Here is a 20,620-nt window from a genome sequence, read left to right as displayed (position 1 = left end):
AAGCCGGTTCCGCGGCCCCGGCTTGCTCTGGATTGAAGTCCCTCGCTCACTTCGGGTAACACCATGAAATCTTTGAACCTCAAAGCGGGCCTGGTCTCGCTGCTCATCTTCCTGGCCTTCCTGGGCATCTGGTACACCGCCACGCTGCCTTCGCCGGGCACGCCCGTGGCCAGTACGGCGGGGCTGAGCGCCGAGCAGATCGAATACCAGAAGATGATGGGCAAGGACCCGGGCAGTACCAAGACCACCGGATTCCCGACGCTGGGCCAGATGGGCACGGCGATCTGGAAGCAGGTGTCCAACCCGGTGTACGACAACGGCCCCAACGACAAGGGCATCCTGATCCAGCTGGGCCATTCGCTGGCGCGCGTGGGCCTGGGCTTTTTGCTGGCCTGCGCGGTGGCCGTGCCACTAGGCTTTGTGATCGGCATGTCGCCCCTGCTGCGGCGTGCGTTTGATCCTTTCATCCAGGTGCTCAAGCCCATCTCGCCGCTGGCCTGGATGCCGCTGGCGCTTTACACCATCAAGGACTCGTCCATCTCGGGCATCTTTGTGATCTTCATCTGCTCGGTCTGGCCCATGCTGATCAACACCGCCTTTGGCGTGTCTGCCGTCAAGCGCGAGTGGCTCAATGTGGCCAGCACGCTGGAAGTCAGCCCGCTGCGCAAGGCCTTCCTGGTGATCCTGCCGGCGGCGGCGCCCACCATTTTTACCGGCATGCGCATTTCCATGGGCATCGCCTGGCTGGTGATTGTGGCCGCCGAGATGCTAGTGGGCGGCACCGGCATTGGCTACTTTGTCTGGAATGAGTGGAACAACCTCTCGCTGACCAACGTGATCTTTGCCATTCTCGTGATCGGCATCGTCGGCATGCTGCTGGATCTCAGCTTTGCCCAATTGCAGAAGATGGTGACGTATGTGGAGTGAAACCGCCTTGCGTCCCGCATCGCATACCGAAGCGGCGAGCCCTCAGAACCCTCAAGCGGCACCCAGCCCCCAGAAAGAACACAGCATGCAGGGATTCCTCAAAATAGAAAGCTTGAGCAAGGCCTTTGTCCCGGCCAAGCCGGTGTTTGCCGATGTCAGTTTCACCATCGACAAGGGCGAGTTCGTCTGCATCATCGGCCACTCGGGCTGCGGTAAAACCACCATCCTCAATGTGCTGGCCGGCCTGGACAGCGCCACCGCGGGCCATGTCTTCATGGACAACCGCGAGATTGCCGGGCCCAGTCTGGAGCGCGGCGTGGTGTTTCAAAGCCATGCGCTGATGCCCTGGCTGACCGTGCGCAAGAACATCGCGTTTGCGGTGGTGTCGCGCTGGCCTGACTGGGCCGCCGCGCAGGTCAATGCCCACGTCGAAAAGTTTGTGGCCATGGTGGGCCTGAGTGCCGCCATCGACAAAAAACCGTCGCAACTCTCGGGCGGCATGAAGCAGCGTGTAGGCATTGCGCGCGCCTTCGCCATCCAGCCCAAGATGCTGCTGCTGGACGAACCCTTTGGCGCACTGGATGCACTGACACGCGGCACGATTCAGGACGAGCTCATGACCATCGTGCGCGAAACGCACCAAACGGTGTTCATGATCACGCACGACGTGGACGAAGCCATCTTGCTGGCCGACCGCATCTTGCTGATGAGCAACGGTACGGAGAACGCAGAAGGCTATGCCCCCGGCCGCATCGCCGAGGAAGTGCGGAACCCGCTGCCGCGCGAGCGCACCCGCGCCGGCCTGCACCACCTGCCGGGTTACTACGAGCTGCGCAACCACATTGTCGATTTTCTCGTCATGCGCGCCAAGGCGCATTGACGCCCGACCCGGACACCACCACTTCACAACCCCTTCACAACCACCTCAAAACCACTTCAAACACAGGAGCCATAGACATGAACCGCAACGACATCACCGAAAAAATCATCACCACCAAGGTTGCCAAGGGCATCACCTGGGAATCGGTCGCCAAGAAGGTGGGCCTCAGCAAGGAATGGGTCACCGCCGGCTGCCTGGGCCAGATGACCTTTGACGACAAGCAGGCCAAAGTCGTCGGCAAGATTTTTGGCCTGACGGCTGAAGAGCAAAAATGGCTGCAGGTCGTGCCGTACAAGGGCTCGCTCCCGACGCCGGTGCCCACCGACCCGCTGATCTACCGCTGGTACGAAATCGTCAGCGTCTACGGCACCACCATCAAGGAACTGATTCACGAAGAATTCGGCGACGGCATCATGAGCGCCATCGACTTCAGCATGGACATCGTGCGCCAGCCCGACCCGAAGGGCGACCGCGTCAACGTGGTGCTGTCGGGCAAGTTTTTGCCGTACAAGACCTATTGATACTGCTAAACCGCCGGGACGGGCGCCGCGTGGGAGAGTGGCACCGCCGGCTGATCCGGATTAATATTCAGGCTGTGGGGCGGTAGCTCAGCTGGGAGAGCGCTGCGTTCGCAATGCAGAGGTCGTGAGTTCGATCCTCATCCGCTCCACCAGTCATTTTTCTGCTTTCATTGCCTGGATGCCAGTTTGGCCTTCTGAGGGCAAAATGAGGGCATGAACTCACTCGACGGCATCCGCGTTCTCGACCTCTCCCGCGTGCTCGCGGGCCCCTGGTGTACCCAGACGCTGGCCGACCTGGGCGCCGACGTCATCAAGATCGAGCGCCCGGGCACTGGCGACGACACGCGAACCTGGGGCCCGCCGTTTTTGATGGACGACCAGGGCGCAGAGACGCAGGAGGCCGCCTACTACCTCGGCACCAACCGCAACAAGCGCTCGGTGACCTGCGACATTGCCCGGCCGGCCGGGCAGGCGCTGATACGCGAGCTGGCCGCGCATTGTGACGTCTTCGTCGAGAACTTCAAGGTCGGCGACATGGCGCGGTATGGCCTGGACTATGCGTCGCTTAAAAGCATCAACCCGCGCCTGGTGTACTGCTCGGTCACCGGCTTTGGCCAGACCGGCCCCTATGCCGATCGCGCCGGTTATGACTACGCGATCCAGGGCATGGGCGGCCTGATGAGCGTGACTGGCGAGCGGGACGATATTGGCGGCGGGCCGCAAAAGGTCGGCGTGGCCGTGGCCGATTTGATGACCGGCATGTACGCCACGGTGGCCATCCTCGCCGCACTCCGCCATGCCGAAAGGACCGGCGAAGGCCAGCAGGTCGACATGGCGCTGCTCGACACCCAGGTGGCCATGCTGGCCAACCTCAGCGCCAACTACCTGGTGAGCGGCAAGGCGCCGGGCCGCGCCGGCAACGCACACCAGAACATCGTGCCCTACCAGGTGTTTGAGGTGGCGCCGGCGGCCGACGGCCACAAGGATCACCTGATTTTGGCCGTGGGCAACGATGGCCAGTACGCCAAGTTTTGCGCGGTGGCGGGTCACCCCGAACTGGCCAGCGACCCGCGCTACGCCAAAAACCAGAACCGCGTGCGCAACCGGGCGGTGCTGGTGCCGCTGCTGGAGGCCATCCTGAAAACACGCACCAAGCCCGACTGGCTGGCCGCGCTGGAAGCCGCCAAGGTGCCCTGCGGCGCCATCAACAACCTGGCCGAGGTGTTTGCCGACCCGCAAATCGAGGCACGGCACATGGTCACGCACTGGCAGCACCCGGTCAAACATGACCTGCGCCTGGTTTCCAGCCCCATCAAGCTCAGCGCCACGCCGGTGCGTTGCGACCTGCCGCCGCCGCTGCTGGGCCAGCACACCGAGGAAGTTCTGCGCGACATGCTGAACTACCCGGACGAGAAGTTGTCTGAGCTTAAAAGAAGCGAGGTGATCTGATGACCCACAATTCCCACAATTTTGTTCTGGTGCACGGGGCCTGGCATGGTGGCTGGTGCTGGCGGCGCGTCACCCAGGCCCTGCAGCTCGATCACCACAAGGTCTACGCGGTGACGCTGACCGGGCTGGGGGAACGTGCCCACCTGCTGTCGCCGTCCATCAACCTGGATACCCACATCGACGACGTGATCAGCGCCATTGAAGTGGAAGAACTCAGTGAGGTGACACTGGCTGTCCACTCCTACGCCGGAATGATAGGCACCGCCGTGGCCGACCGCCTGTCGAAGCGGATCAAACATCTGGTGTACGTCGATGCGGTGCTGCCCAAACCCGGCGAAAGCTGGAGCAGCACGCAGTCAGCGGCCACGCAGCAGCAGCGCCTGACGGCGGCGCAGGCCTCGACCCGGTTCAGCTTTCCGCCGCCCGACCCGGAAGTGTTTGGCCTGCACGACGCCGACCGCGATTGGGTGAAACGCCGCCAGACACCGCACCCCGGCAACACCTACCAGGCGCCGCTGAATTTCGACATGCAGCGCGTCGCCGCCGTGCCGCGCACCTATGTGAGCTGCACACGGCCGGCACTGGCCACGATTGACCCCAGCCGCCTGCGCGCGAAAGACCCGAAATTCTGGGACGGCGCCTGGCTGCCCAACTCGAAATTCGTCGAGATCCCGACCGGCCACGACCCCATGATCAGCGACCCGCATGCGCTGACGAAAATCCTGCTGGACTGCGCCGCTTGACGCGGCTCGTCAGCACAGCTGGCAGGAACAAAGACTTTGCCAAATCGACGGCAAGGGTAGTAGCATTGATCCCGGAACTCTTTCGTTTGAAGTGCTGATTCCCACGCGCAAACAAGCGGGGGAGTCCATCACCTCATTGCGGCAGTCCGCCTTTGATGCCTGCCGGTTTCACACTTGGACAGCTGATGCAATGAGCACTGACCACATGCAGTAGTGCAGTAGTCTCCACCCCTGGCGTCATCACAGCACGTCAGGGTCCGGTCCCACTGACCTGCCGGGAGGAACCATGGCGGACGATCCGATGTATCACGAAGGAATGCGGCGTCTTCAGGAAGTGCGCGAAACACAGCCCCTGGCGGACCGCCTGGAGCAGGTGACCGTTCGCGCGGCGTTTACCGGGGAAGACCGTGCGTTTATCGAGCGCTGCCCCATGCTCTTCATCGCCACAGCTGACGCCGACGGCCATCCCGACTGCTCTTATAAAGGTGGCTTGCCAGGGTTCGTGCGTGTCCTCGACGATCGCACGCTTGCCATTCCTGATTACGATGGCAACGGAATGTACAGGTCCTGGGGAAATGTTCTGGTCAACCCCCATATCGGGCTCCTGTTCCTGGACTTCGAAAACCCGAAGCGACTTCGGGTGAACGGCACAGCGCAGGTCAGCGAAGATGACCCCTTGCGCACCGAGTACCCGGGCTCGGTGTTCATCGTTCGCGTCACGGCAACGCGCATCTTTCCGAACTGCCCTCGCTACATCCACAAGATGCAACTTGTCGACTACTCGGTCTACGCACCCAAGTCAGGGTACACGCCGCCAGTTCCCGCGTGGAAGACGTTTGATGCCTTTCGCGATGCCCTGCCGGCTCGCGACCGTCCAGACGGCAAGAAAGAGGGAGGCCCCTGAAGGCCGTCTTCATCAGTCCCCGACTGCAAATCACCCTACGAGAGCGCCCCAAACACCTTCTGCAGCACGGCGCTGCTGGCGTCCACCGGGGCTTGGCGAACTTTCTTTTCTTCTTCCCCAATGATCAGGTGTAGGCCATCGAACGAATTGCCCATGGGCCCTACTCCACGAACAGCGTGACCGGGGATTCGAGAAACCCGCGCAGGGCCTGCACGAACCTGGCTGCATCCACGCCGTCGACCACGCGGTGGTCAAACGACGACGACAGGTTCATCATCTGCCGCGCCACCACCGCGCCGCCGCGCATTACCGGCCGCTCCACGATGCGGTTGACACCGACGATGGCCACTTCGGGATAGTTGATCACCGGTGTCGAGACGATACCGCCCAGGGCGCCCAGGCTGGTGAGGGTCAGCGTCGAACCGGTGAGTTCGTCGCGTGTGGCCTTGCCGGCGCGCGCGGCTTCGGCCAGGCGCACGACCTCTGCCGCGCTGGACCACAGATCCCTGGCCTCGGCATGGCGCAGCACCGGCACCATGAGGCCGGCCCCGGTCTGTGTGGCAATGCCGAGGTGCACCGCGCCATGGCGCGTGACCACGCCTGCCTCGTCGTCAAAGCGGGCGTTGATCTGCGGAAACTCGCGCACGGCCAGCACCACGGCCCGCACCAGCAGGGGCAGCAGTGTCAGGTGGCCGCGCTGCGCCCCCCACTGCGCGTTCAGCCGCGCCCGCAGCACCTCCAGTTCGGTGACGTCGACTTCTTCGACATAGGTGAAGTGCGGGATGCGGCGCTTGGACTCCTGCATCTTCTGCGCGATGCGGCGGCGCAGGCCCACCACCGGCACCCGTTCTTCATCGTGGCGCTGTACTGGGCCCACGCCGGGCGGTGTTGCCAGTTCATGCGCGGCTCCATGCGCGGCGACGTGGGCTTCGAGGTCGGCCTGCATGATGCGGCCACCCGCACCGCTGGCAACCACCTGCTGCAGGTCTATGCCCAGCTCCCAGGCGCGCCGGCGTACGGCGGGTGAGGCGATGGGCCGTTCGCTCCTTCCCTCTCTGGGGGAAGGTTGGGATGGGGGCTGGCCCGCCTGCGTCGCTTGCACTGCTTGCGGCGGCGGCCCCCACCCCGCCTCTCCCCCAGAAGGGGAGGGAGAGACAGCCTCTTCCCCCGCCACTTCAATGCGGATCAGCTCCGCCCCCACCGCCACCACCTGGCCGACCGCGCCGCCCAGGGCCATCACCTTGCCGACCACAGGCGACGGAATCTCGACGGTGGCCTTGTCGGTCATCACGTCGGCCAGCGCCTGATCCTCGGTCACGCGGTCGCCAGCCTTCACATGCCAGGCCACCAGTTCGACCTCGGCAATGCCTTCGCCGAGGTCGGGCACCTTGATGACGTGGACTCCCATGCTATGCCTCCATGGCCCGTTTGAACGCCGCGCCCACGCGCGCCGGGCCGGGGAAGTAGGCCCACTCCTGCGCATGCGGATAGGGCGTGTCCCAGCCGGTCACGCGTTCAATCGGCGCTTCGAGGTGGTAGAAACAGTGCTCCTGCACCAGCGCCACCAGCTCGGCGCCGAAGCCGCTGGTGCGCGTGGCTTCGTGCACCACCACGCAGCGGCCGGTTTTCTTCACCGACGCCACCACGGTCTGCAGGTCCATGGGCCAGAGGCTGCGCAGGTCAATGATCTCGGCGTCAATGCCGCTCTCCTGCGCCGCCGCCTGCGACACGAAGACCATGGTGCCGTAGGTGAGCACCGTCAGGTCGGCGCCCGGGCGGAACACCGCGGCCGACTCCAGCGGCACGGTGTAGTAACCCTCGGGCACCTCGCCCAGCGGGTGCCCGGTCCAGGGCACGGCCGGCCGGTCGTGGTGGCCGTCAAACGGACCGTTGTACAGCCGCTTGGGTTCCAGAAAAATCACCGGGTCGTCGTTCTCGATGCAGGCAATCAACAGGCCCTTGGCGTCATAGGGGTTGGACGGCATCACCGTGCGCAGTCCGCAGACATGCGTGAACAGGGCCTCCGGGCTTTGGCTGTGCGTCTGCCCGCCGTAGATGCCCCCGCCACAGGGCATGCGGATGGTCATGGGTGCCGTGAAGTCGGCGGCCGAGCGGTGGCGCAGCCGCGCCGCCTCGGACACGATCTGGTCGGAGGCCGGGTAGAAGTAGTCGGCGAACTGGATCTCAACCACCGGGCGCAGGCCGTAGGCCGCCATGCCGACAGCCGCGCCGACAATACCGCCTTCGGAGATGGGCGCGTCGAACACGCGCGAGCGGCCGTACTTGGCCTGCAGGCCGTCGGTGCAGCGGAACACGCCGCCAAAATAACCCACATCCTGTCCAAACACCACGACATTGCCGTCACGCTCCAGCATCACATCCATTGCCGAGCGCAGCGCCTGGATCATGGTCATCTGCATGGTCAGGCCTCCCGCCTGGGGTTGTCCATCTCACCCTTGAGCAGTTGTTCGCGCTGCCGGCGCAGGTGTTCCGGCATGTCCTTGTAGACATCCTCGAACATCGCCGCCGCGCCGGCCAGGTGGCCGTCCGCCAGCGAGCCGTAGCGCTCGGCTTCCTTCAGCGCCGTGCTCACCTGGGCCTCCAGCTCCTTCTGCGTGGCTTCGTGCTCCTGCTCGGTCCATGCGCCTATGTGCATCAGGTGTGCCTTGAGCCGCGCGATCGGGTCGCCCAGCGGGAAGTGCGCCCAGTCGTCGGCCGGACGGTAGCGGGAAGGGTCGTCCGAGGTCGAATGCGCCCCGCCGCGGTAGGTGACCCACTCGATCAGCGTCGGCCCCAGGTTGCTGCGCGCACGCTCTGCAGCCCACAGCGAGGCGGCGTAGACAGCGAGGAAGTCATTGCCGTCCACGCGCAGCGAGGCAATGCCGCAGCCGACACCGCGTGCCGCAAAAGTGGTGGCCTCGCCGCCGGCAATCGCCTGAAAGGTGGAGATCGCCCACTGGTTGTTGACCACATTCAGGATCACCGGCGCGCGGTACACATGGGCAAAGGTCAGCGCGGTATGAAAGTCGGCTTCGGCGGTGGCGCCATCGCCGATCCAGGCCGAGGCTATTTTTGAATCGCCCTTGATCGCCGACGCCATGCCCCAGCCTACGGCCTGGATGAACTGCGTGGCCAGGTTGCCCGAGATGGTGAAGAAGCCAGCCCGCTTGTACGAGTACATGACCGGCAACTGCCGCCCCTTGAGCGGATCGCGTTCGTTGGACATCAGCTGGCAGATCATCTCGACCATGTCGATGTCATCGCGCGCCAGCAACAGGCCCTGCTGGCGGTAGGTGGGAAAACACATGTCGCCGGGCTGCAGCGCCAGCGCTTGCGCGGTGGCAATCGCCTCCTCGCCCAGGCACTGCATGTAGAACGAGATTTTTTTCTGCCGCTGCGCGATCAGCATGCGGGCGTCGTAGATGCGCGTCTTCATCATGGCCCGCAGCCCGGTGCGCAAGCGCTGCGGCTCCACCTGCGGAACCCAGGGCCCCACGGCGCGGTCGTCGTCATCCAGCACCCTTACCAGGCTGTAGGCCAGGTCACTGGTGTCGGCGGGGGATGCCTCCACGGGCGGGCGCCGCACCGCGCCGGCCGGTGACAAATGCAGATAGGAAAAGTCGGTCTCGTGGCCTGGGCGCCCCGAGGGCTCCGGCACATGCAGACGTAGTGCTTGGTTCTTGTTCATCCGCGTCACCTGAAACACATCGTAGTCCTGTGCCGCTCAGGGTGCAAACCAGCGGAGGTGTTTGCCCAAGCGGTTCATCCTTTTGGGGGATGCGGCCCTTGCCAGACGCGGCTATAAGTGATGTACTTGCAGACGACTTCGGTCATGGCGCCCTGGCTGCCGCCATGACCCCCCGCTTGCTGTTCGTATCAGGCCAGAGAGGCGTGATGGAGCCGACGCCCCCTTGCCATGCTCCACGGGCTCCCGAAAATTCGCAGGAGATCCTCATGAAAAGCACGCTTGCCGCATTGTCTGCAACACTGGTCCTTGCCGGCCTGGCAGCGCCTCCGGTCTGGGCGCAATCGGGTAGCCAGCACATGATGATGATGCCGGATGACATGAAATGGGCGGATATCCCTTCGTTGCCTCCGGGCGCGAAGATATCCGTGCTCGAAGGCCCGCTCGGTGAAGCAGTCCCGGTGACCTTCCGCATCAAATTCCCGGGGAACTACCAGATACCTGCCCACTGGCATCCCGGGATTGAGCATGTCACGGTGATCTCCGGGACCTTCAATATGGGAATGGGGGACAAACTGGACAACACCAAAACCATGGCGCTGTCGGCTGGCAGCGTCGCCATCATGCAGCCCAAGACGCCCCACTTTGCCTGGACCAAAGAGGAAACCATCGTGCAGGTCCACGGCATGGGGCCGTGGGGGGTTACCTATTTGAATCCGGCAGACGACCCGCGGAAGAAATAGCAAAGTAGCAAGAGGAGCAATAGCGCTTCTCCGCTTTGCCCTACGGGATGGACCCTTGGCGGGCGGCGCCCAAGGTGCCCTCTCCTGTTGATGGCGGCTGTCGTTCCCCTTCACGCTGCGCAAGACCTGCTTGGCCAACCGCCGGGGCCGGGTGGCCTTACTTCATCGCGCCAAACACCTTCTTCAGAATCTCGCTGCCGGTCCCCACGGGATCCTGGCGGATTTTCTTTTCCTCTTCGCCGATGATGAGGTACAGGCCGTCCAGCGACTTGCCGGTGACGTACTGCTGGATGTTGGCGTCCTCTTTTTTGACCAGGCCGAAGCCGGCGGCCTTGCCGGCGACCTCGTTGTACTTGTTGGCCAGACCGACCTTTTCGGTGGCTTTGGTGACCACGGGCAGGAACTTCACGCCCAGCGGGGCACGGGTTTTTTCGGCAAAGAAATTGGTGACCGAGGTTTCGCCACCCTGCAGGATGTTTTTGGCGTCGGTCACGCTCATGGCCTTGACAGCGCCAACCAGCAAGTCCTTGCCCATGGGCACGGCGGCCTCGGCTGCGCGATTGATGGACACCACCAGCTCGTCAATGCGCTTGCCCTGGCCGAAGGTTTTGAGCAGTTTCGACGCGTCTTCAAGGTAACCGGGCAAAGGAATGCGAACTTTTGGGTTGCCGAGGAATCCATCAGTCTTGCCCAGCAGGGCTACCGCCGCCAGCGCGCCCCTCTCGAGGGCGGTTTTCAGGCCGCTGCTGGCCTCGGCATTGGTCAGATCGCCCAGCGAAAACGCATGGGCCTGCTGGTAGGTGGCCAGTATCAGCGTGCCCAGCGCGCTGACGCCGGCCTGGTTAAAATTACGACGCAACATGGTGAGAACCTTCCTGATGAAACGTATTTCCGTCCTGGCAGTATGCCGCATGGCACTGGCTGGCGCAGCTGTTGTCGCGGCACTTGCCGGCTGCAGCGGCACCCAAACCGCGCCGGAGTCCACCTTCGTATTGCTGGACGGCAGCAAGAAAACCACGGCCGACCTCAAGGGCAGGGTCACCCTGGTCAATTTCTGGGCCACCAGTTGCGTGACTTGCGTGGCCGAGATGCCCAAGGTCATTTCGACCTATAACAAATACAAAAGCCAGGGCTACGACACGCTGGCCGTGGCCATGAGTTATGACCCGCCCAGTTATGTTGTCAATTACACACAGACGCGCCAGCTGCCCTTTCAGGTGGCGATAGACAACACAGGCGCCGTGGCCAAGGCCTGGGGCGATGTGCAGCTCACGCCCACCACTTACCTGGTGAACAAGCGCGGCGAGATCGTCAAGCAATATGTGGGCGAGCCGGATTTTGCGGCGCTGCACCAGTTGATTGAAAAGCTACTGGCTGAAACCTGAGTTCATCCAGACCGAAGTTCCGGCGCTAACAACAAAGCAAAGAAAAAGGCCAATTTCGCGGGAAATTGGCCTTTTCTTGTTGTCCCGGTGAAGCGCGGGCCTTCACAATAAAAGCTGACCCGGCAAGGGCCAGCCTTCACGCACAGTTCACTCCTTGCGGAAAGCGTCGTGGCAAGCCTTGCAGGAGCCGCCCACGGCAGCCACGGCGGTCTTGATTTGATCGATATTGCCGGTTTTACTGGCAGCAGCCAGCTTGATCATCTCGGCCTGCGTTTTTTCCGAAGCGTCCTTGAACTTGGCCGGCTCTTTCCAGATTTCCGGCTTGGCCTTGGTTTCGCCCTTGTCCGTGTCGGCCATAAAAGCGGCCCAAGGCAGCTTTGACAGGTAAGCAGCCGTTTCAGCGCTCTCTGCCGCCACCTTGGCATCAAAAGGCGTGCGGCCACTGGCCATGCTGGCGACGCGGCTAAAGTTTTGCTGCATCACGAACAGGGCGTTCTTGCGGTATTTGATGGCATCTTCCGGCTTGGCAAACTGGGCAGAGGCCGGTGCGGCCAGGGCGAACAGGGTGGCGGCAACTGCGGCGCAGGCGAAAATTTTCATTGTTTTCCTTTTCCTCGTGGTTTTTGACTGACAGGGGTGACTGGCGGCTCGTCGACAAGCTACCAAACTGCTGGAGTTTAGCCAAGCCTGATAAGTTCCACAGGAACTTCAGAGCCTTGGGAAAACCATGACTGCGGGTTAGGCCCTGTTATTTCAGGCAAATCCCGTAAGCACCCGCCACAAATCGGCGTATATCGGATTACTTGCTGCGGAAAGCGTCGTGACATGAGTTGCAGGTGTCGGCGGTGGCCGCGAAAGCGGTTTTCAAGGCGTCGAGGTTGCCCGTTTTGGCGGCAGCGGCCAGCTTGGCCGTTTCAGCCATCAGCTTCTCGTTGGTTTCCTTGAATTTGGCCTGCTCCGTCCAGATTTCAGGCTTGGCCTTGGTGTTGCCGCCTTTGTCGGTGCCCGGCATGAAGCCCGCCCAGGGCAGTTTGGACATGTCGGCGACTATCGCGGCGTTGTCGGCGGCCACCGCGGCATTGAACGGTGCTTTGCCGGAGACCATGGCACCTATGCGGCCCATATGCTGGTTCTGGATAAACATCGCGCTCTGGCGGTATTTGATGGCATCTTCCGGTTTGGCAAACTGCGCGGCGGCCGGAGCGGTCAGGGCGATCAGCGTAGCCGCGGCAGCGATACAGGTTAAAGCTTTCATGTTGTTCCTCGTGGGGGTTTTTGAACATGCACCGACCGGCAACGCTGTTTGGCTTGTTGCCAAGCGGCTAGAGCTCGAGGCGGCCCACGAGTTCCCCAGGAACTAACGCACCGCGTGAAAACACCAACCGGTCGGCCATGGTCCGGTAGGCAACCCGGACCTGTCAGCCCTGATATAAAGCAAGCAATTACAAATGAGGAATGCGCATGTCCAAGAACAATAACAACAAAAGCCTGAACAGGGTGCGGGTCTGGGATTTGCCGACGCGGCTTTTCCACTGGGCGCTGGTCGTCTGCGTGATTGGCCAGGCGATCACCGGCACCATCGGCGGCAACGCCATGCTCTGGCACTTTCGCCTCGGCTATGCCGTGCTGGCGCTGCTGCTGTTTCGCATCATCTGGGGCCTGATGGGCGGGCGCTGGTCGCGCTTTGGCGCTTTTATCTATACGCCCCAAAGTGTCATCAACTACCTCAAAGGGCAAGGCCAGCCCGAGCACAGCGTGGGCCACAGCCCTATTGGTGCCGGATCGGTCTTTGCCATGCTCGGGCTTCTGCTGATGCAGGTGGGCAGCGGCCTGCTCAGCGACGATGAGATCGCCTTTGCCGGGCCGCTGACGCGCTTTGTGTCGAACGCCACAGTCAGCCTGGCGACCAGCTACCACAAGAACATTGGCAAATGGGTGCTGCTGGCGCTGGTGCTGCTGCACCTTTTGGCCATCATTTTTTACCTGCGCCGCAAAAACAAGCTGGTGAGCGCCATGCTGCACGGCGACAAGGAGCTGGTGATGCCCGCACCGCCCTCGCGTGACGACACGGTCTCACGCGTGTCAGCGCTGCTGATTCTGGCCGCGTGCGCGGCTGTGGCGTATTGGGTGTCCAGCCTGTCGGCACCTGCTTTGTGAAACGGGGACCGCAGGCCGGTATCAGCTTGGTTCGCGCCGGCAAACGGCGCTACACTGGTCATCGATTTTCCGCCACCATGCCGTGCAACCCCCTTCCATCCAGTTCATAACGCCGGCCACGCCCGACCAGCTGGCCACGACCCGGCTGATCTTCACCGAGTACGCGGAGCAGTTGGGCATCGATTTGTGCTTCCAGGGATTCGAGGCTGAGCTGACCGAGTTGCCGGGCCCCTATGAAGCGCCGCAAGGCGCGCTGCTGTTGGCCCTGGTGGACGGTGAAGTCGCCGGCTGCTGCGCATTGCGCGCTCTCGACGCCGTGGACTACCCCAATGCCGCCGAGATGAAGCGCCTGTATGTGCGCAAGGCGTTCCGGCGCTTCGGCTTGGGCCGCCAGCTGGCCGAGGCGGTACTCGATGCGGCGCGCGCGGCGGGCTACCACAGCGTACTGCTGGATACGCTGGATGACATGGAGTCGGCCCGGGCGCTGTATGCAGAGTTGGGCTTTGTGGAGATCCCGCCTTACTACCACAACCCGATTCCGGGCGCGCACTACCTCAAGGTCGATCTCTGAGCGGAGCAGCTTCCAGCCCGACGAATCATGGACTGGCAATCACCATCAAACAAGTGGCCCGCCACCGGCATCGCGCGGTAACCTCTGTCCCTCTGCCGCGGACGCCTCCCGCGAGACATTGAAAAAGCCGCCGTTCTCGCGAACGGCGGCTTTTTTTGGTATCGGCGAGCGTCAGGCCTTGGCTTGCGCCAGCAGCGTGGCCGCATCGCTGACTTCAAACTTGCCGGGGCCTTCGACGTTGAGGCTCACTACCTTGCCGTCTTTGACCAGCATGGAGTAGCGGTTGCTGCGCAGGCCCATGCCGCGCGCCGTGAGGTCGAGTGTCAGGCCGGTCGCCTTGGCAAAATCCGCGCTGCCGTCGCCCAGCATGCGAACCTTGCCGTCCGTCTTCTGGTCGCGCGCCCAGGCGCCCATGACAAACGCGTCGTTCACGCTCACACACCAGATTTCATCAACGCCGGCGGCATTGAACTCGGCAGCCTTCTCGACATAACCCGGCACATGCTTGGCCGAGCAGGTAGGGGTGAAAGCGCCTGGCAGTGCGAACAGGGCAATGGTTTTGCCAGCGGTGGCCTTGGCTACATCGACCGGGTTGGGGCCAATGCTGCAACCATTGCCTTCGACTTCGGAAAATTCCATCAGCGTCGCTGCCGGAAGGGTGTCGCCTACTTTGATCATGGAGTGCTCCTGGTTGGGTATAAAACGGATGTGATTCTAGGACGGAAACAAAAACGGCTCACATTGTGAGCCGTTTCTGATGACTTGCAGTCAAAGCCTGAAGGGGTCCAGACTTAGACGGCAGCGGCCTTCTCCACCAAACGGGTCACAACCCAGTTTTTGGTCTTGGAAATAGGACGGCTTTCGGTGATCTCGATCACGTCGCCCGTGTGGTACTCGCCCTTTTCGTCATGGGCGTGGTACTTGCTGGACAGGGACACGATCTTGCCGTACAGCTCATGCTTGACGCGGCGCTCAACCAGCACGGTCACGGTTTTGGCGCGCTTGTCGCTGACCACCTTGCCGATCAAGGTGCGCTTGAGGGATTTTTTAGCTTCCGTCATTTTTTGGCTCCTTGCTTGACGATGGTCTCGGCCAGGATGGTCTTGGCGCGAGCGATGCTGCGACGCGTGGAACGCAGCGTGGAAGTGTTGGTGAGTTGCTGCGTGGCTTTTTGCATACGCAGGCCAAAGTGGGCTTTTTGCAGCTCTTTGACTTCGGTTTTCAGGCCGGCAACGTCTTTTTGGCGCAGTTCAGTAGATTTGGTCATTGTCATTTCCCCTTACTGGCCGATCATGCGGCTGACGAAGGTGGTGCGCAGCGGCAGCTTGGCGGATGCCAGGCGGAACGCTTCGCGGGCCAACTCTTCAGGCACACCGACGATTTCAAAAACGATCTTGCCGGGCTGGATTTCAGCCACGTAGTACTCCGGGTTACCTTTACCGTTACCCATACGCACTTCAGCAGGCTTTTGGGAAATCGGCTTGTCCGGAAAGACACGGATCCAGATACGGCCGCCACGTTTGACGTGACGGGAAATCGCACGGCGTGCGGCTTCAATTTGACGAGCAGTGAGCCGACCACGGTCGGTGCACTTCAGGCCGAAGTCACCGAACGCGACCGAGTTACCCCGGGTTGCGACGCCGGTGTTGCGGCCTTTTTGCTCTTTGCGGTATTTTCTGCGAGCGGGTTGCAGCATGGTTTTTCTCCGTTATTCCGACCGATTACTCGGTCTTGGTACCGTCAGCTGCTGCAGCTGGCGCGGCTTTGCGTACGCGCTTAACGGTGGTTTTCGGGGCGTCGCTACCAGGGGTAGCTTCGGCCGGTTTGTCGCTGCCATCGGCGGGCGCCGTATTGGTGCCGCCGGCCGGTGCGCGCGGTGCACGGGCACCACGTGGAGCGGGACGGTCAGAACCAGGACGGGCGTCACGACGCGGGCCGCGAGGCTTGCGCTCTTCGTCAGAAGGAGCGGCATCCAGTTTGGCGCCGGGTGATTCGCCACGGCCCAGCGTGTCGCCTTTGTAGACCCAGACCTTGACGCCGATCACACCATAGGTGGTCTTGGCTTCAGAGGTGCCGTAGTCGATGTCGGCGCGCAGGGTGTGAAGCGGCACGCGACCTTCGCGGTACCACTCGCAACGGGCGATTTCAATGCCATTGAGGCGGCCCGACGACATGATCTTGATGCCCAGGGCACCCAGACGCATGGCGTTTTGCATGGCGCGCTTCATCGCACGGCGGAACATGATGCGTTTTTCAAGCTGTTGCGTGATGCTGTCAGCAATGAGCTTGGCATCAATTTCAGGCTTGCGGACTTCTTCGATGTTCACGGCGACCGGCACGCCCAGCTGGCGGCTCAGTTCTTTCTTGAGGTTCTCGATGTCCTCGCCTTTTTTGCCGATCACGACGCCCGGACGTGCCGAGAAAATCGTGATGCGGGCGTTCTTGGCGGGGCGCTCGATCAGAACGCGCGAAACCGCGGCGTTCTTCAGCTTGGCCTTGAGGTACTCGCGAACCTTGATGTCTTCTGCCAGCATGCCGGCAAAATCACGGTTGCTTGCGTACCAGCGGCTGGCCCAGTTGCGGCTAACTGCGAGGCGAAACCCGGTTGGGTTGATTTTTTGTCCCATATCCTGCTGCCTTTAGTTGCCAACCACCACGTACACATGGCACGTGGGTTTGCTGATGCTGTTGCCGCGGCCTTTTGCGCGCGCAGAAAAACGCTTGAGCGTGGCACCTTGTTCGACGTAAATGGTTTTCACCTTCAACTCGTCGATATCGGCACCATCGTTGTGTTCAGCGTTAGCGATGGCGGACTCAACCACCTTCTTGATGATTCCAGCAGCTTTTTTCTGCGTGAAATTCAGGATGTTGAGTGCTTGATCCACTTTCTTGCCGCGAATCAGGTCAGCGACCAAGCGGCCTTTGTCGACCGACAGACGAACGCCCCGGAGGGTTGCACGTGTTTCCATGGTCTTTCCTTATTTCTTCACAACTTTTTTATCAGCTGGATGGCCTTTGAAGGTGCGAGTCAATGCAAACTCGCCCAGCTTGTGGCCAACCATCTGATCGGTGATGTAGACAGGCACGTGCTGCTTGCCGTTGTGCACGGCAATGGTCAGGCCGATGAACTCGGGCAGGATCATGGAGCGACGCGACCAGGTCTTGATCGGCTTTTTGTCCTTGTTGGTAACGGCCTTGTCGGCTTTGGCTACCAAATGATGGTCGACAAACGGACCTTTTTTGAGTGAACGTGTCATGGGTTAGCCTTACTTCTTGCGACGCGAAACAATCATCACTTGCGTGCGCTTGTTGTTGCGGGTGCGGTAGCCCTTGGTCAGGTTACCCCATGGGTCGACAGGATGACGGCCTTCGCCGGTCTTGCCTTCACCACCGCCGTGCGGGTGGTCAACCGGGTTCATCACCACACCGCGAACGGTCGGGCGAATACCCATCCAGCGCTTCACACCGGCCTTGCCGAGACGGCGCAGGCTGTGTTCTTCGTTGGCGACTTCACCGATGGTGGCGCGGCATTCGATGTGGATCTTGCGAACTTCACCGGAGCGCATACGCACCTGGGCGTAGGTACCTTCGCGGGCCAACAAGGTTGCAGAGGTGCCGGCGGAACGGGCGATTTGCGCGCCCTTGCCGATTTGCATCTCGATGCAGTGAATCGTCGAACCGACAGGAATGTTGCGGATCGGCAGGGTGTTACCCACGCGAATCGGCGCTTCCGAACCACTGATCAGCGTGGCGCCGACTTCAAGGCCGCGAGGGGCAATGATGTAGGTGCGCTCGCCGTCGGCGTAGCAGAGCAATGCAATGTGGGCCGTGCGGTTGGGGTCGTACTCGATACGCTCGACCTTGGCCGGAATGGCGTCCTTGTTGCGCTTGAAGTCCACTACACGGTAGTGATGCTTGTGACCACCGCCCTTGTGGCGAACCGTGATGTGCCCGTTGTTGTTACGGCCGGACTTCTGGAATTGTGGCTCCAGCAGCGGCGCGTAAGGCTCACCCTTGTGCAGGTGATCCCGGGAGATCTTCACCATGCCGCGCATACCCGGCGAGGTGGGTTTCATTTTAATGACAGCCATTACGCAGACTCCCCACCGAGGTTGAGCTCTTGACCTGGCTTGAGCGTCACGTAGGCCTTGCGAATGTTGTCGCGGCGGCCCACGGATTTGCCAAAGCGCTTGGTCTTGCCTTTGATGTTGAGGACGGCAACCGACTGGACGTCCACTTTGAACATCAGCTGCACAGCAGCCTTGATTTCAAACTTGGTAGCGTCCTGCAGCACCTTGAAGGTCACGGCATTGGTCTTGTCTGCGATCATCGTGGCCTTTTCAGACACGATGGGAGCGACCAGAACCTGCATCAGGCGGCCTTCGTCGAATTTGGTTTTGGAGTTCACGGCGCTCATGCGAACATCTCCTTGAGTTGGTCCATGGCAGCCTTGGTGACCAGAACCTTCTTGTAGTGAACCAGCGACACCGGATCGGCGTAACGGGGCTCAACCACGAGGATGTTCACCAGGTTGCGGGAAGCCAGGTACAGGTTTTCATCAACCACATCAGCGATGACCAGCACCGAGTTGAGGTTCATGGCCTTGAACTTGTCAGCTAGGACTTTCGTCTTGGGTGAATCCACAGCCAGCGAATCAACCACAGCCAGACGGCCTTCGCGCGCCAGTTGCGAGAAGATCGACGCCATGCCGGCGCGATACATCTTCTTGTTGATTTTCTGCGTGAAGTTTTCATCAGGCATGTTCGGGAAAATACGACCGCCGCCGCGCCACAGTGGCGAAGACGTCATACCAGCACGTGCACGACCCGTTCCCTTTTGTTTAAAAGGCTTCTTGGTCGAGTGACGGACCTGCTCACGGTCCTTCTGGGCCCGGGTACCCTGGCGGGCATTGGCCTGGAAGGCCACGACCACCTGGTGAATCAGGCTTTCGTTGTATTCGCGACCAAACACGGTATCAGGCACGTCCACCTTGGACGAAGCCAGACCTTGGTCATTCAGGAGTTCGACCTGCATCAGTTCGCTCCTTTAGCAGCGGTGGTGGGCTTGGCTTTGATCGCGGCACGAACCGTGACAAAACCGCCTTTGGAACCAGGAACAGCGCCGCGGATCATCAGCAGTTGACGGGCTTCGTCAATGCGCACGATGTTCAGGTTTTGCGTGGTCACGGTGACGTCGCCCAGGTGGCCCGTCATGCGTTTGCCAGGAAACACGCGACCGGGATCCTGCGCCATACCGATAGAGCCGGGAACGTTGTGCGAACGGCTGTTACCGTGCGACGCGCGTTGCGAGCTCATGTTGTGGCGCTTGATGGTGCCGGCGTAGCCTTTACCAATGGAGGTGCCCTGCACGTCCACCAGCTGACCCACAGCAAACACGTCGGCTGCAGGCACAACGGTGCCGGCGGCGTATTTGCCTGCGACGTCAGCCGTCACGCGGAATTCTTTCAGGATCTCACCAGCTTCAACGCCTGCTTTCGCAAGGTGGCCGGCGGCCGGCTTGGTCACGCGCGATGCTTTGCGCGCGCCAAATGCCACTTGGAGGGCATCGTAGCCGTCATTTGCTTCGGTTTTAACCTGGGTCACGCGGTTGTTCGATACATCCACCACGGTAACAGGAACTGTGTCCCCATCATCCGTAAACAGACGCATCATGCCAACTTTGCGGCCCAGCAACCCGAGGGAGTTGCTCAGACTCATGATGTGTTCTTTCGTAACTTTCACCGCTGCGACTTCAATTGGCCGCAGACGTTTTAACGTGAAAGACTGTTAATAAAACCGTCCGATCCATGCAAGCAAGAAGCCAACATACAAAGGACAGCCCAAGAGTATAGCCCAGGTCGCCAAAAATGGCAAACCCGGGCCAAAACCTGTCGATTTGGGATCTGGCTTGTGGCCGAAACCCCGATTTTTTGCTTACTGCAGCTTGATTTCGACGTCCACACCAGCGGGCAGATCGAGCTTCATCAACGCGTCCACGGTTTTATCCGTAGGGTCAACGATGTCCATCAGGCGCTGGTGCGTACGGATTTCCAGCTGGTCGCGGCTCGTCTTGTTGACGTGGGGCGAACGCAGGATGTCAAAACGCTTCATGCGGGTTGGCAGGGGCACGGGGCCCTTGACAATCGCGCCGGTGCGCTTGGCAGTGTCAACGATTTCAGCTGCCGACTGGTCGATCAGCTTGTAGTCAAACGCCTTCAGGCGGATGCGGATTTTTTGCTTGGTGGCCATGGTAATTCCTTAAAGGTTTGCAGGATTACGCAATGATCTTGGCCACAACGCCGGCGCCAACGGTCTTGCCGCCTTCGCGGATGGCAAAGCGCAGGCCTTCTTCCATGGCGATCGGGTTGATCAGCTTGACGGTGATCGACACGTTGTCGCCTGGCATGACCATTTCCTTGCCTTCTGGCAACTCGATCGCACCGGTCACGTCCGTCGTGCGGAAGTAGAACTGGGGGCGGTAGTTGTTGAAGAAGGGCGTGTGGCGGCCGCCTTCGTCCTTGCTCAGCACGTAGATCTCGCCGGTGAAGTGCGTGTGTGGCTTGATCGAGCCGGGCTTGCACAGCACCTGGCCGCGCTGCACGTCTTCGCGCTTGGTGCCGCGCAGCAAAATACCGACGTTGTCGCCGGCCTGACCC

The 20,620-nt window shown here is 61.4% G+C and carries 30 protein-coding genes and 1 tRNA gene; 11 read left to right on the top strand and 20 right to left on the bottom strand.

The features are described from left to right. Positions 1–63 precede the first annotated feature (63 nt). The 7 genes from ntrB to AC1DUB_RS26330 all read left to right on the top strand — a co-directional run bounded on the left by ntrB (position 64) and on the right by AC1DUB_RS26330 (position 5,424). A complete protein-coding gene (gene ntrB, locus AC1DUB_RS26360; protein WP_477732062.1) occupies positions 64–927 on the top strand; it encodes a nitrate ABC transporter permease in 864 nt (287 codons plus the stop codon). Between the two features lie 85 nt (positions 928–1,012). After that, positions 1,013–1,807 (top strand): ABC transporter ATP-binding protein, encoded by a 795-nt coding sequence (locus AC1DUB_RS26355; RefSeq protein ID WP_477732061.1) that lies wholly within the window; start codon positions 1,013–1,015, stop codon positions 1,805–1,807. Positions 1,808–1,884: 77 nt separating this feature from the next. Beyond that, a complete protein-coding gene (gene cynS / locus AC1DUB_RS26350) occupies positions 1,885–2,328 on the top strand; it encodes a cyanase (RefSeq protein WP_477720734.1) in 444 nt (147 codons plus the stop codon). A 76-nt stretch (positions 2,329–2,404) separates the two neighbouring features. Beyond that, positions 2,405–2,480: transfer RNA gene (locus AC1DUB_RS26345), tRNA-Ala, on the top strand. A gap of 61 nt (positions 2,481–2,541) precedes the next feature. Further along, positions 2,542–3,777: a CaiB/BaiF CoA transferase family protein gene (locus tag AC1DUB_RS26340; RefSeq protein ID WP_477732060.1), complete on the top strand. Its 1,236-nt coding sequence runs from the start codon at positions 2,542–2,544 to the stop codon at positions 3,775–3,777. After that, positions 3,777–4,520, top strand: a complete 744-nt coding sequence (locus tag AC1DUB_RS26335) for an alpha/beta fold hydrolase (RefSeq protein ID WP_477732059.1) — start codon at positions 3,777–3,779, stop codon at positions 4,518–4,520. The genes AC1DUB_RS26340 and AC1DUB_RS26335 overlap by 1 nt, the downstream gene beginning before the upstream one ends. Positions 4,521–4,806: 286 nt before the next feature. Then, on the top strand, positions 4,807–5,424 hold the full coding sequence (locus AC1DUB_RS26330) for a pyridoxamine 5'-phosphate oxidase family protein (protein WP_477732058.1): 618 nt from the start codon (positions 4,807–4,809) through the stop codon (positions 5,422–5,424). A 35-nt stretch (positions 5,425–5,459) separates the two neighbouring features. Here the strand turns inward: AC1DUB_RS26330 and AC1DUB_RS26325 are convergent, their stop codons facing one another. Genes AC1DUB_RS26325 through AC1DUB_RS26310 form a run of 4 tightly spaced genes read right to left on the bottom strand, consistent with a single transcriptional unit; the run spans position 5,460 to position 9,112 of the window. Next, the gene (locus AC1DUB_RS26325; RefSeq protein WP_477732057.1) at positions 5,460–5,579 is read right to left on the bottom strand and encodes a DUF4197 family protein; all 120 of its coding nucleotides are present in this window, start codon (positions 5,577–5,579) and stop codon (positions 5,460–5,462) included. A gap of 5 nt (positions 5,580–5,584) precedes the next feature. Continuing rightward, positions 5,585–6,832: a dihydrolipoamide acetyltransferase family protein gene (locus AC1DUB_RS26320; protein WP_477732056.1), complete on the bottom strand. Its 1,248-nt coding sequence runs from the start codon at positions 6,830–6,832 to the stop codon at positions 5,585–5,587. Position 6,833: 1 nt separating this feature from the next. Continuing rightward, positions 6,834–7,844: an alpha-ketoacid dehydrogenase subunit beta gene (locus AC1DUB_RS26315; protein ID WP_477732055.1), complete on the bottom strand. Its 1,011-nt coding sequence runs from the start codon at positions 7,842–7,844 to the stop codon at positions 6,834–6,836. Positions 7,845–7,846: 2 nt separating this feature from the next. After that, positions 7,847–9,112: a thiamine pyrophosphate-dependent enzyme gene (locus AC1DUB_RS26310; protein WP_477732054.1), complete on the bottom strand. Its 1,266-nt coding sequence runs from the start codon at positions 9,110–9,112 to the stop codon at positions 7,847–7,849. A gap of 266 nt (positions 9,113–9,378) precedes the next feature. Between AC1DUB_RS26310 and AC1DUB_RS26305 the strand changes: the two genes are divergently transcribed. Next, positions 9,379–9,852, top strand: coding sequence for a cupin domain-containing protein (locus tag AC1DUB_RS26305; protein ID WP_477732053.1), 474 nt, complete (start codon positions 9,379–9,381; stop codon positions 9,850–9,852). A gap of 157 nt (positions 9,853–10,009) precedes the next feature. Here the strand turns inward: AC1DUB_RS26305 and AC1DUB_RS26300 are convergent, their stop codons facing one another. Further along, positions 10,010–10,714 carry a DUF4197 domain-containing protein gene (locus AC1DUB_RS26300; RefSeq protein WP_477732052.1) on the bottom strand — a complete coding sequence of 235 codons (705 nt, stop codon included), beginning with the start codon at positions 10,712–10,714 and terminating at the stop codon, positions 10,010–10,012. A gap of 16 nt (positions 10,715–10,730) precedes the next feature. Between AC1DUB_RS26300 and AC1DUB_RS26295 the strand changes: the two genes are divergently transcribed. Further along, complete coding sequence (locus AC1DUB_RS26295; RefSeq protein ID WP_477732051.1) at positions 10,731–11,237, top strand: TlpA disulfide reductase family protein; 507 nt, start codon at positions 10,731–10,733, stop codon at positions 11,235–11,237. Positions 11,238–11,384: 147 nt separating this feature from the next. Here the strand turns inward: AC1DUB_RS26295 and AC1DUB_RS26290 are convergent, their stop codons facing one another. Further along, on the bottom strand, positions 11,385–11,837 hold the full coding sequence (locus AC1DUB_RS26290) for a c-type cytochrome (RefSeq protein ID WP_477732050.1): 453 nt from the start codon (positions 11,835–11,837) through the stop codon (positions 11,385–11,387). A 199-nt stretch (positions 11,838–12,036) separates the two neighbouring features. Then, positions 12,037–12,492, bottom strand: coding sequence for a c-type cytochrome (locus tag AC1DUB_RS26285; RefSeq protein WP_477732049.1), 456 nt, complete (start codon positions 12,490–12,492; stop codon positions 12,037–12,039). Between the two features lie 206 nt (positions 12,493–12,698). Between AC1DUB_RS26285 and AC1DUB_RS26280 the strand changes: the two genes are divergently transcribed. Together AC1DUB_RS26280 and AC1DUB_RS26275 are read left to right on the top strand one after the other, a co-directional pair. Next, on the top strand, positions 12,699–13,394 hold the full coding sequence (locus AC1DUB_RS26280; protein WP_477732048.1) for a cytochrome b/b6 domain-containing protein: 696 nt from the start codon (positions 12,699–12,701) through the stop codon (positions 13,392–13,394). Between the two features lie 82 nt (positions 13,395–13,476). Continuing rightward, a complete protein-coding gene (locus AC1DUB_RS26275) occupies positions 13,477–13,965 on the top strand; it encodes a GNAT family N-acetyltransferase (RefSeq protein ID WP_477732047.1) in 489 nt (162 codons plus the stop codon). A 171-nt stretch (positions 13,966–14,136) separates the two neighbouring features. Here AC1DUB_RS26275 and AC1DUB_RS26270 read toward each other — a convergent pair whose 3' ends face one another. The 13 genes from AC1DUB_RS26270 to AC1DUB_RS26210 all read right to left on the bottom strand — a co-directional run. After that, positions 14,137–14,643, bottom strand: a complete 507-nt coding sequence (locus tag AC1DUB_RS26270; RefSeq protein WP_477732046.1) for a redoxin family protein — start codon at positions 14,641–14,643, stop codon at positions 14,137–14,139. Between the two features lie 113 nt (positions 14,644–14,756). Then, positions 14,757–15,026 (bottom strand): 30S ribosomal protein S17, encoded by a 270-nt coding sequence (rpsQ, locus tag AC1DUB_RS26265; protein ID WP_011481237.1) that lies wholly within the window; start codon positions 15,024–15,026, stop codon positions 14,757–14,759. After that, positions 15,023–15,232: a 50S ribosomal protein L29 gene (gene rpmC, locus AC1DUB_RS26260; RefSeq protein ID WP_011481236.1), complete on the bottom strand. Its 210-nt coding sequence runs from the start codon at positions 15,230–15,232 to the stop codon at positions 15,023–15,025. Before rpmC ends, rpsQ begins: the two co-directional genes overlap by 4 nt. A gap of 12 nt (positions 15,233–15,244) precedes the next feature. Beyond that, positions 15,245–15,661, bottom strand: a complete 417-nt coding sequence (gene rplP / locus AC1DUB_RS26255; RefSeq protein ID WP_011481235.1) for a 50S ribosomal protein L16 — start codon at positions 15,659–15,661, stop codon at positions 15,245–15,247. A 25-nt stretch (positions 15,662–15,686) separates the two neighbouring features. Beyond that, on the bottom strand, positions 15,687–16,592 hold the full coding sequence (gene rpsC, locus AC1DUB_RS26250) for a 30S ribosomal protein S3 (RefSeq protein ID WP_011481234.1): 906 nt from the start codon (positions 16,590–16,592) through the stop codon (positions 15,687–15,689). Between the two features lie 12 nt (positions 16,593–16,604). After that, positions 16,605–16,934 carry a 50S ribosomal protein L22 gene (gene rplV / locus AC1DUB_RS26245; RefSeq protein WP_007866508.1) on the bottom strand — a complete coding sequence of 110 codons (330 nt, stop codon included), beginning with the start codon at positions 16,932–16,934 and terminating at the stop codon, positions 16,605–16,607. A 9-nt stretch (positions 16,935–16,943) separates the two neighbouring features. After that, positions 16,944–17,222 (bottom strand): 30S ribosomal protein S19, encoded by a 279-nt coding sequence (rpsS, locus tag AC1DUB_RS26240; RefSeq protein WP_011481233.1) that lies wholly within the window; start codon positions 17,220–17,222, stop codon positions 16,944–16,946. Positions 17,223–17,231: 9 nt separating this feature from the next. Next, positions 17,232–18,056: a 50S ribosomal protein L2 gene (gene rplB / locus AC1DUB_RS26235; protein WP_011481232.1), complete on the bottom strand. Its 825-nt coding sequence runs from the start codon at positions 18,054–18,056 to the stop codon at positions 17,232–17,234. Continuing rightward, complete coding sequence (gene rplW / locus AC1DUB_RS26230; RefSeq protein WP_011481231.1) at positions 18,056–18,382, bottom strand: 50S ribosomal protein L23; 327 nt, start codon at positions 18,380–18,382, stop codon at positions 18,056–18,058. The genes rplB and rplW overlap by 1 nt, the downstream gene beginning before the upstream one ends. Then, the gene (gene rplD / locus AC1DUB_RS26225) at positions 18,379–18,999 is read right to left on the bottom strand and encodes a 50S ribosomal protein L4 (protein ID WP_011481230.1); all 621 of its coding nucleotides are present in this window, start codon (positions 18,997–18,999) and stop codon (positions 18,379–18,381) included. Before rplD ends, rplW begins: the two co-directional genes overlap by 4 nt. Then, complete coding sequence (rplC, locus tag AC1DUB_RS26220) at positions 18,999–19,682, bottom strand: 50S ribosomal protein L3 (RefSeq protein ID WP_011481229.1); 684 nt, start codon at positions 19,680–19,682, stop codon at positions 18,999–19,001. Before rplC ends, rplD begins: the two co-directional genes overlap by 1 nt. A 216-nt stretch (positions 19,683–19,898) precedes the next feature. After that, positions 19,899–20,213 (bottom strand): 30S ribosomal protein S10, encoded by a 315-nt coding sequence (gene rpsJ / locus AC1DUB_RS26215; RefSeq protein ID WP_007838118.1) that lies wholly within the window; start codon positions 20,211–20,213, stop codon positions 19,899–19,901. A 25-nt stretch (positions 20,214–20,238) separates the two neighbouring features. Further along, positions 20,239–20,620, bottom strand: a 382-nt coding sequence (locus tag AC1DUB_RS26210) for an EF-Tu C-terminal domain-related protein (protein WP_477668896.1), incomplete at its 5' end; no start/stop codon positions are given.

It is taken from the genome of Polaromonas sp. P4_F9 (assembly GCF_056401235.1).
The sequence above is the reverse complement of the archived record's forward strand: the minus strand, read 5'-3'. Positions and strand labels throughout refer to the sequence as shown.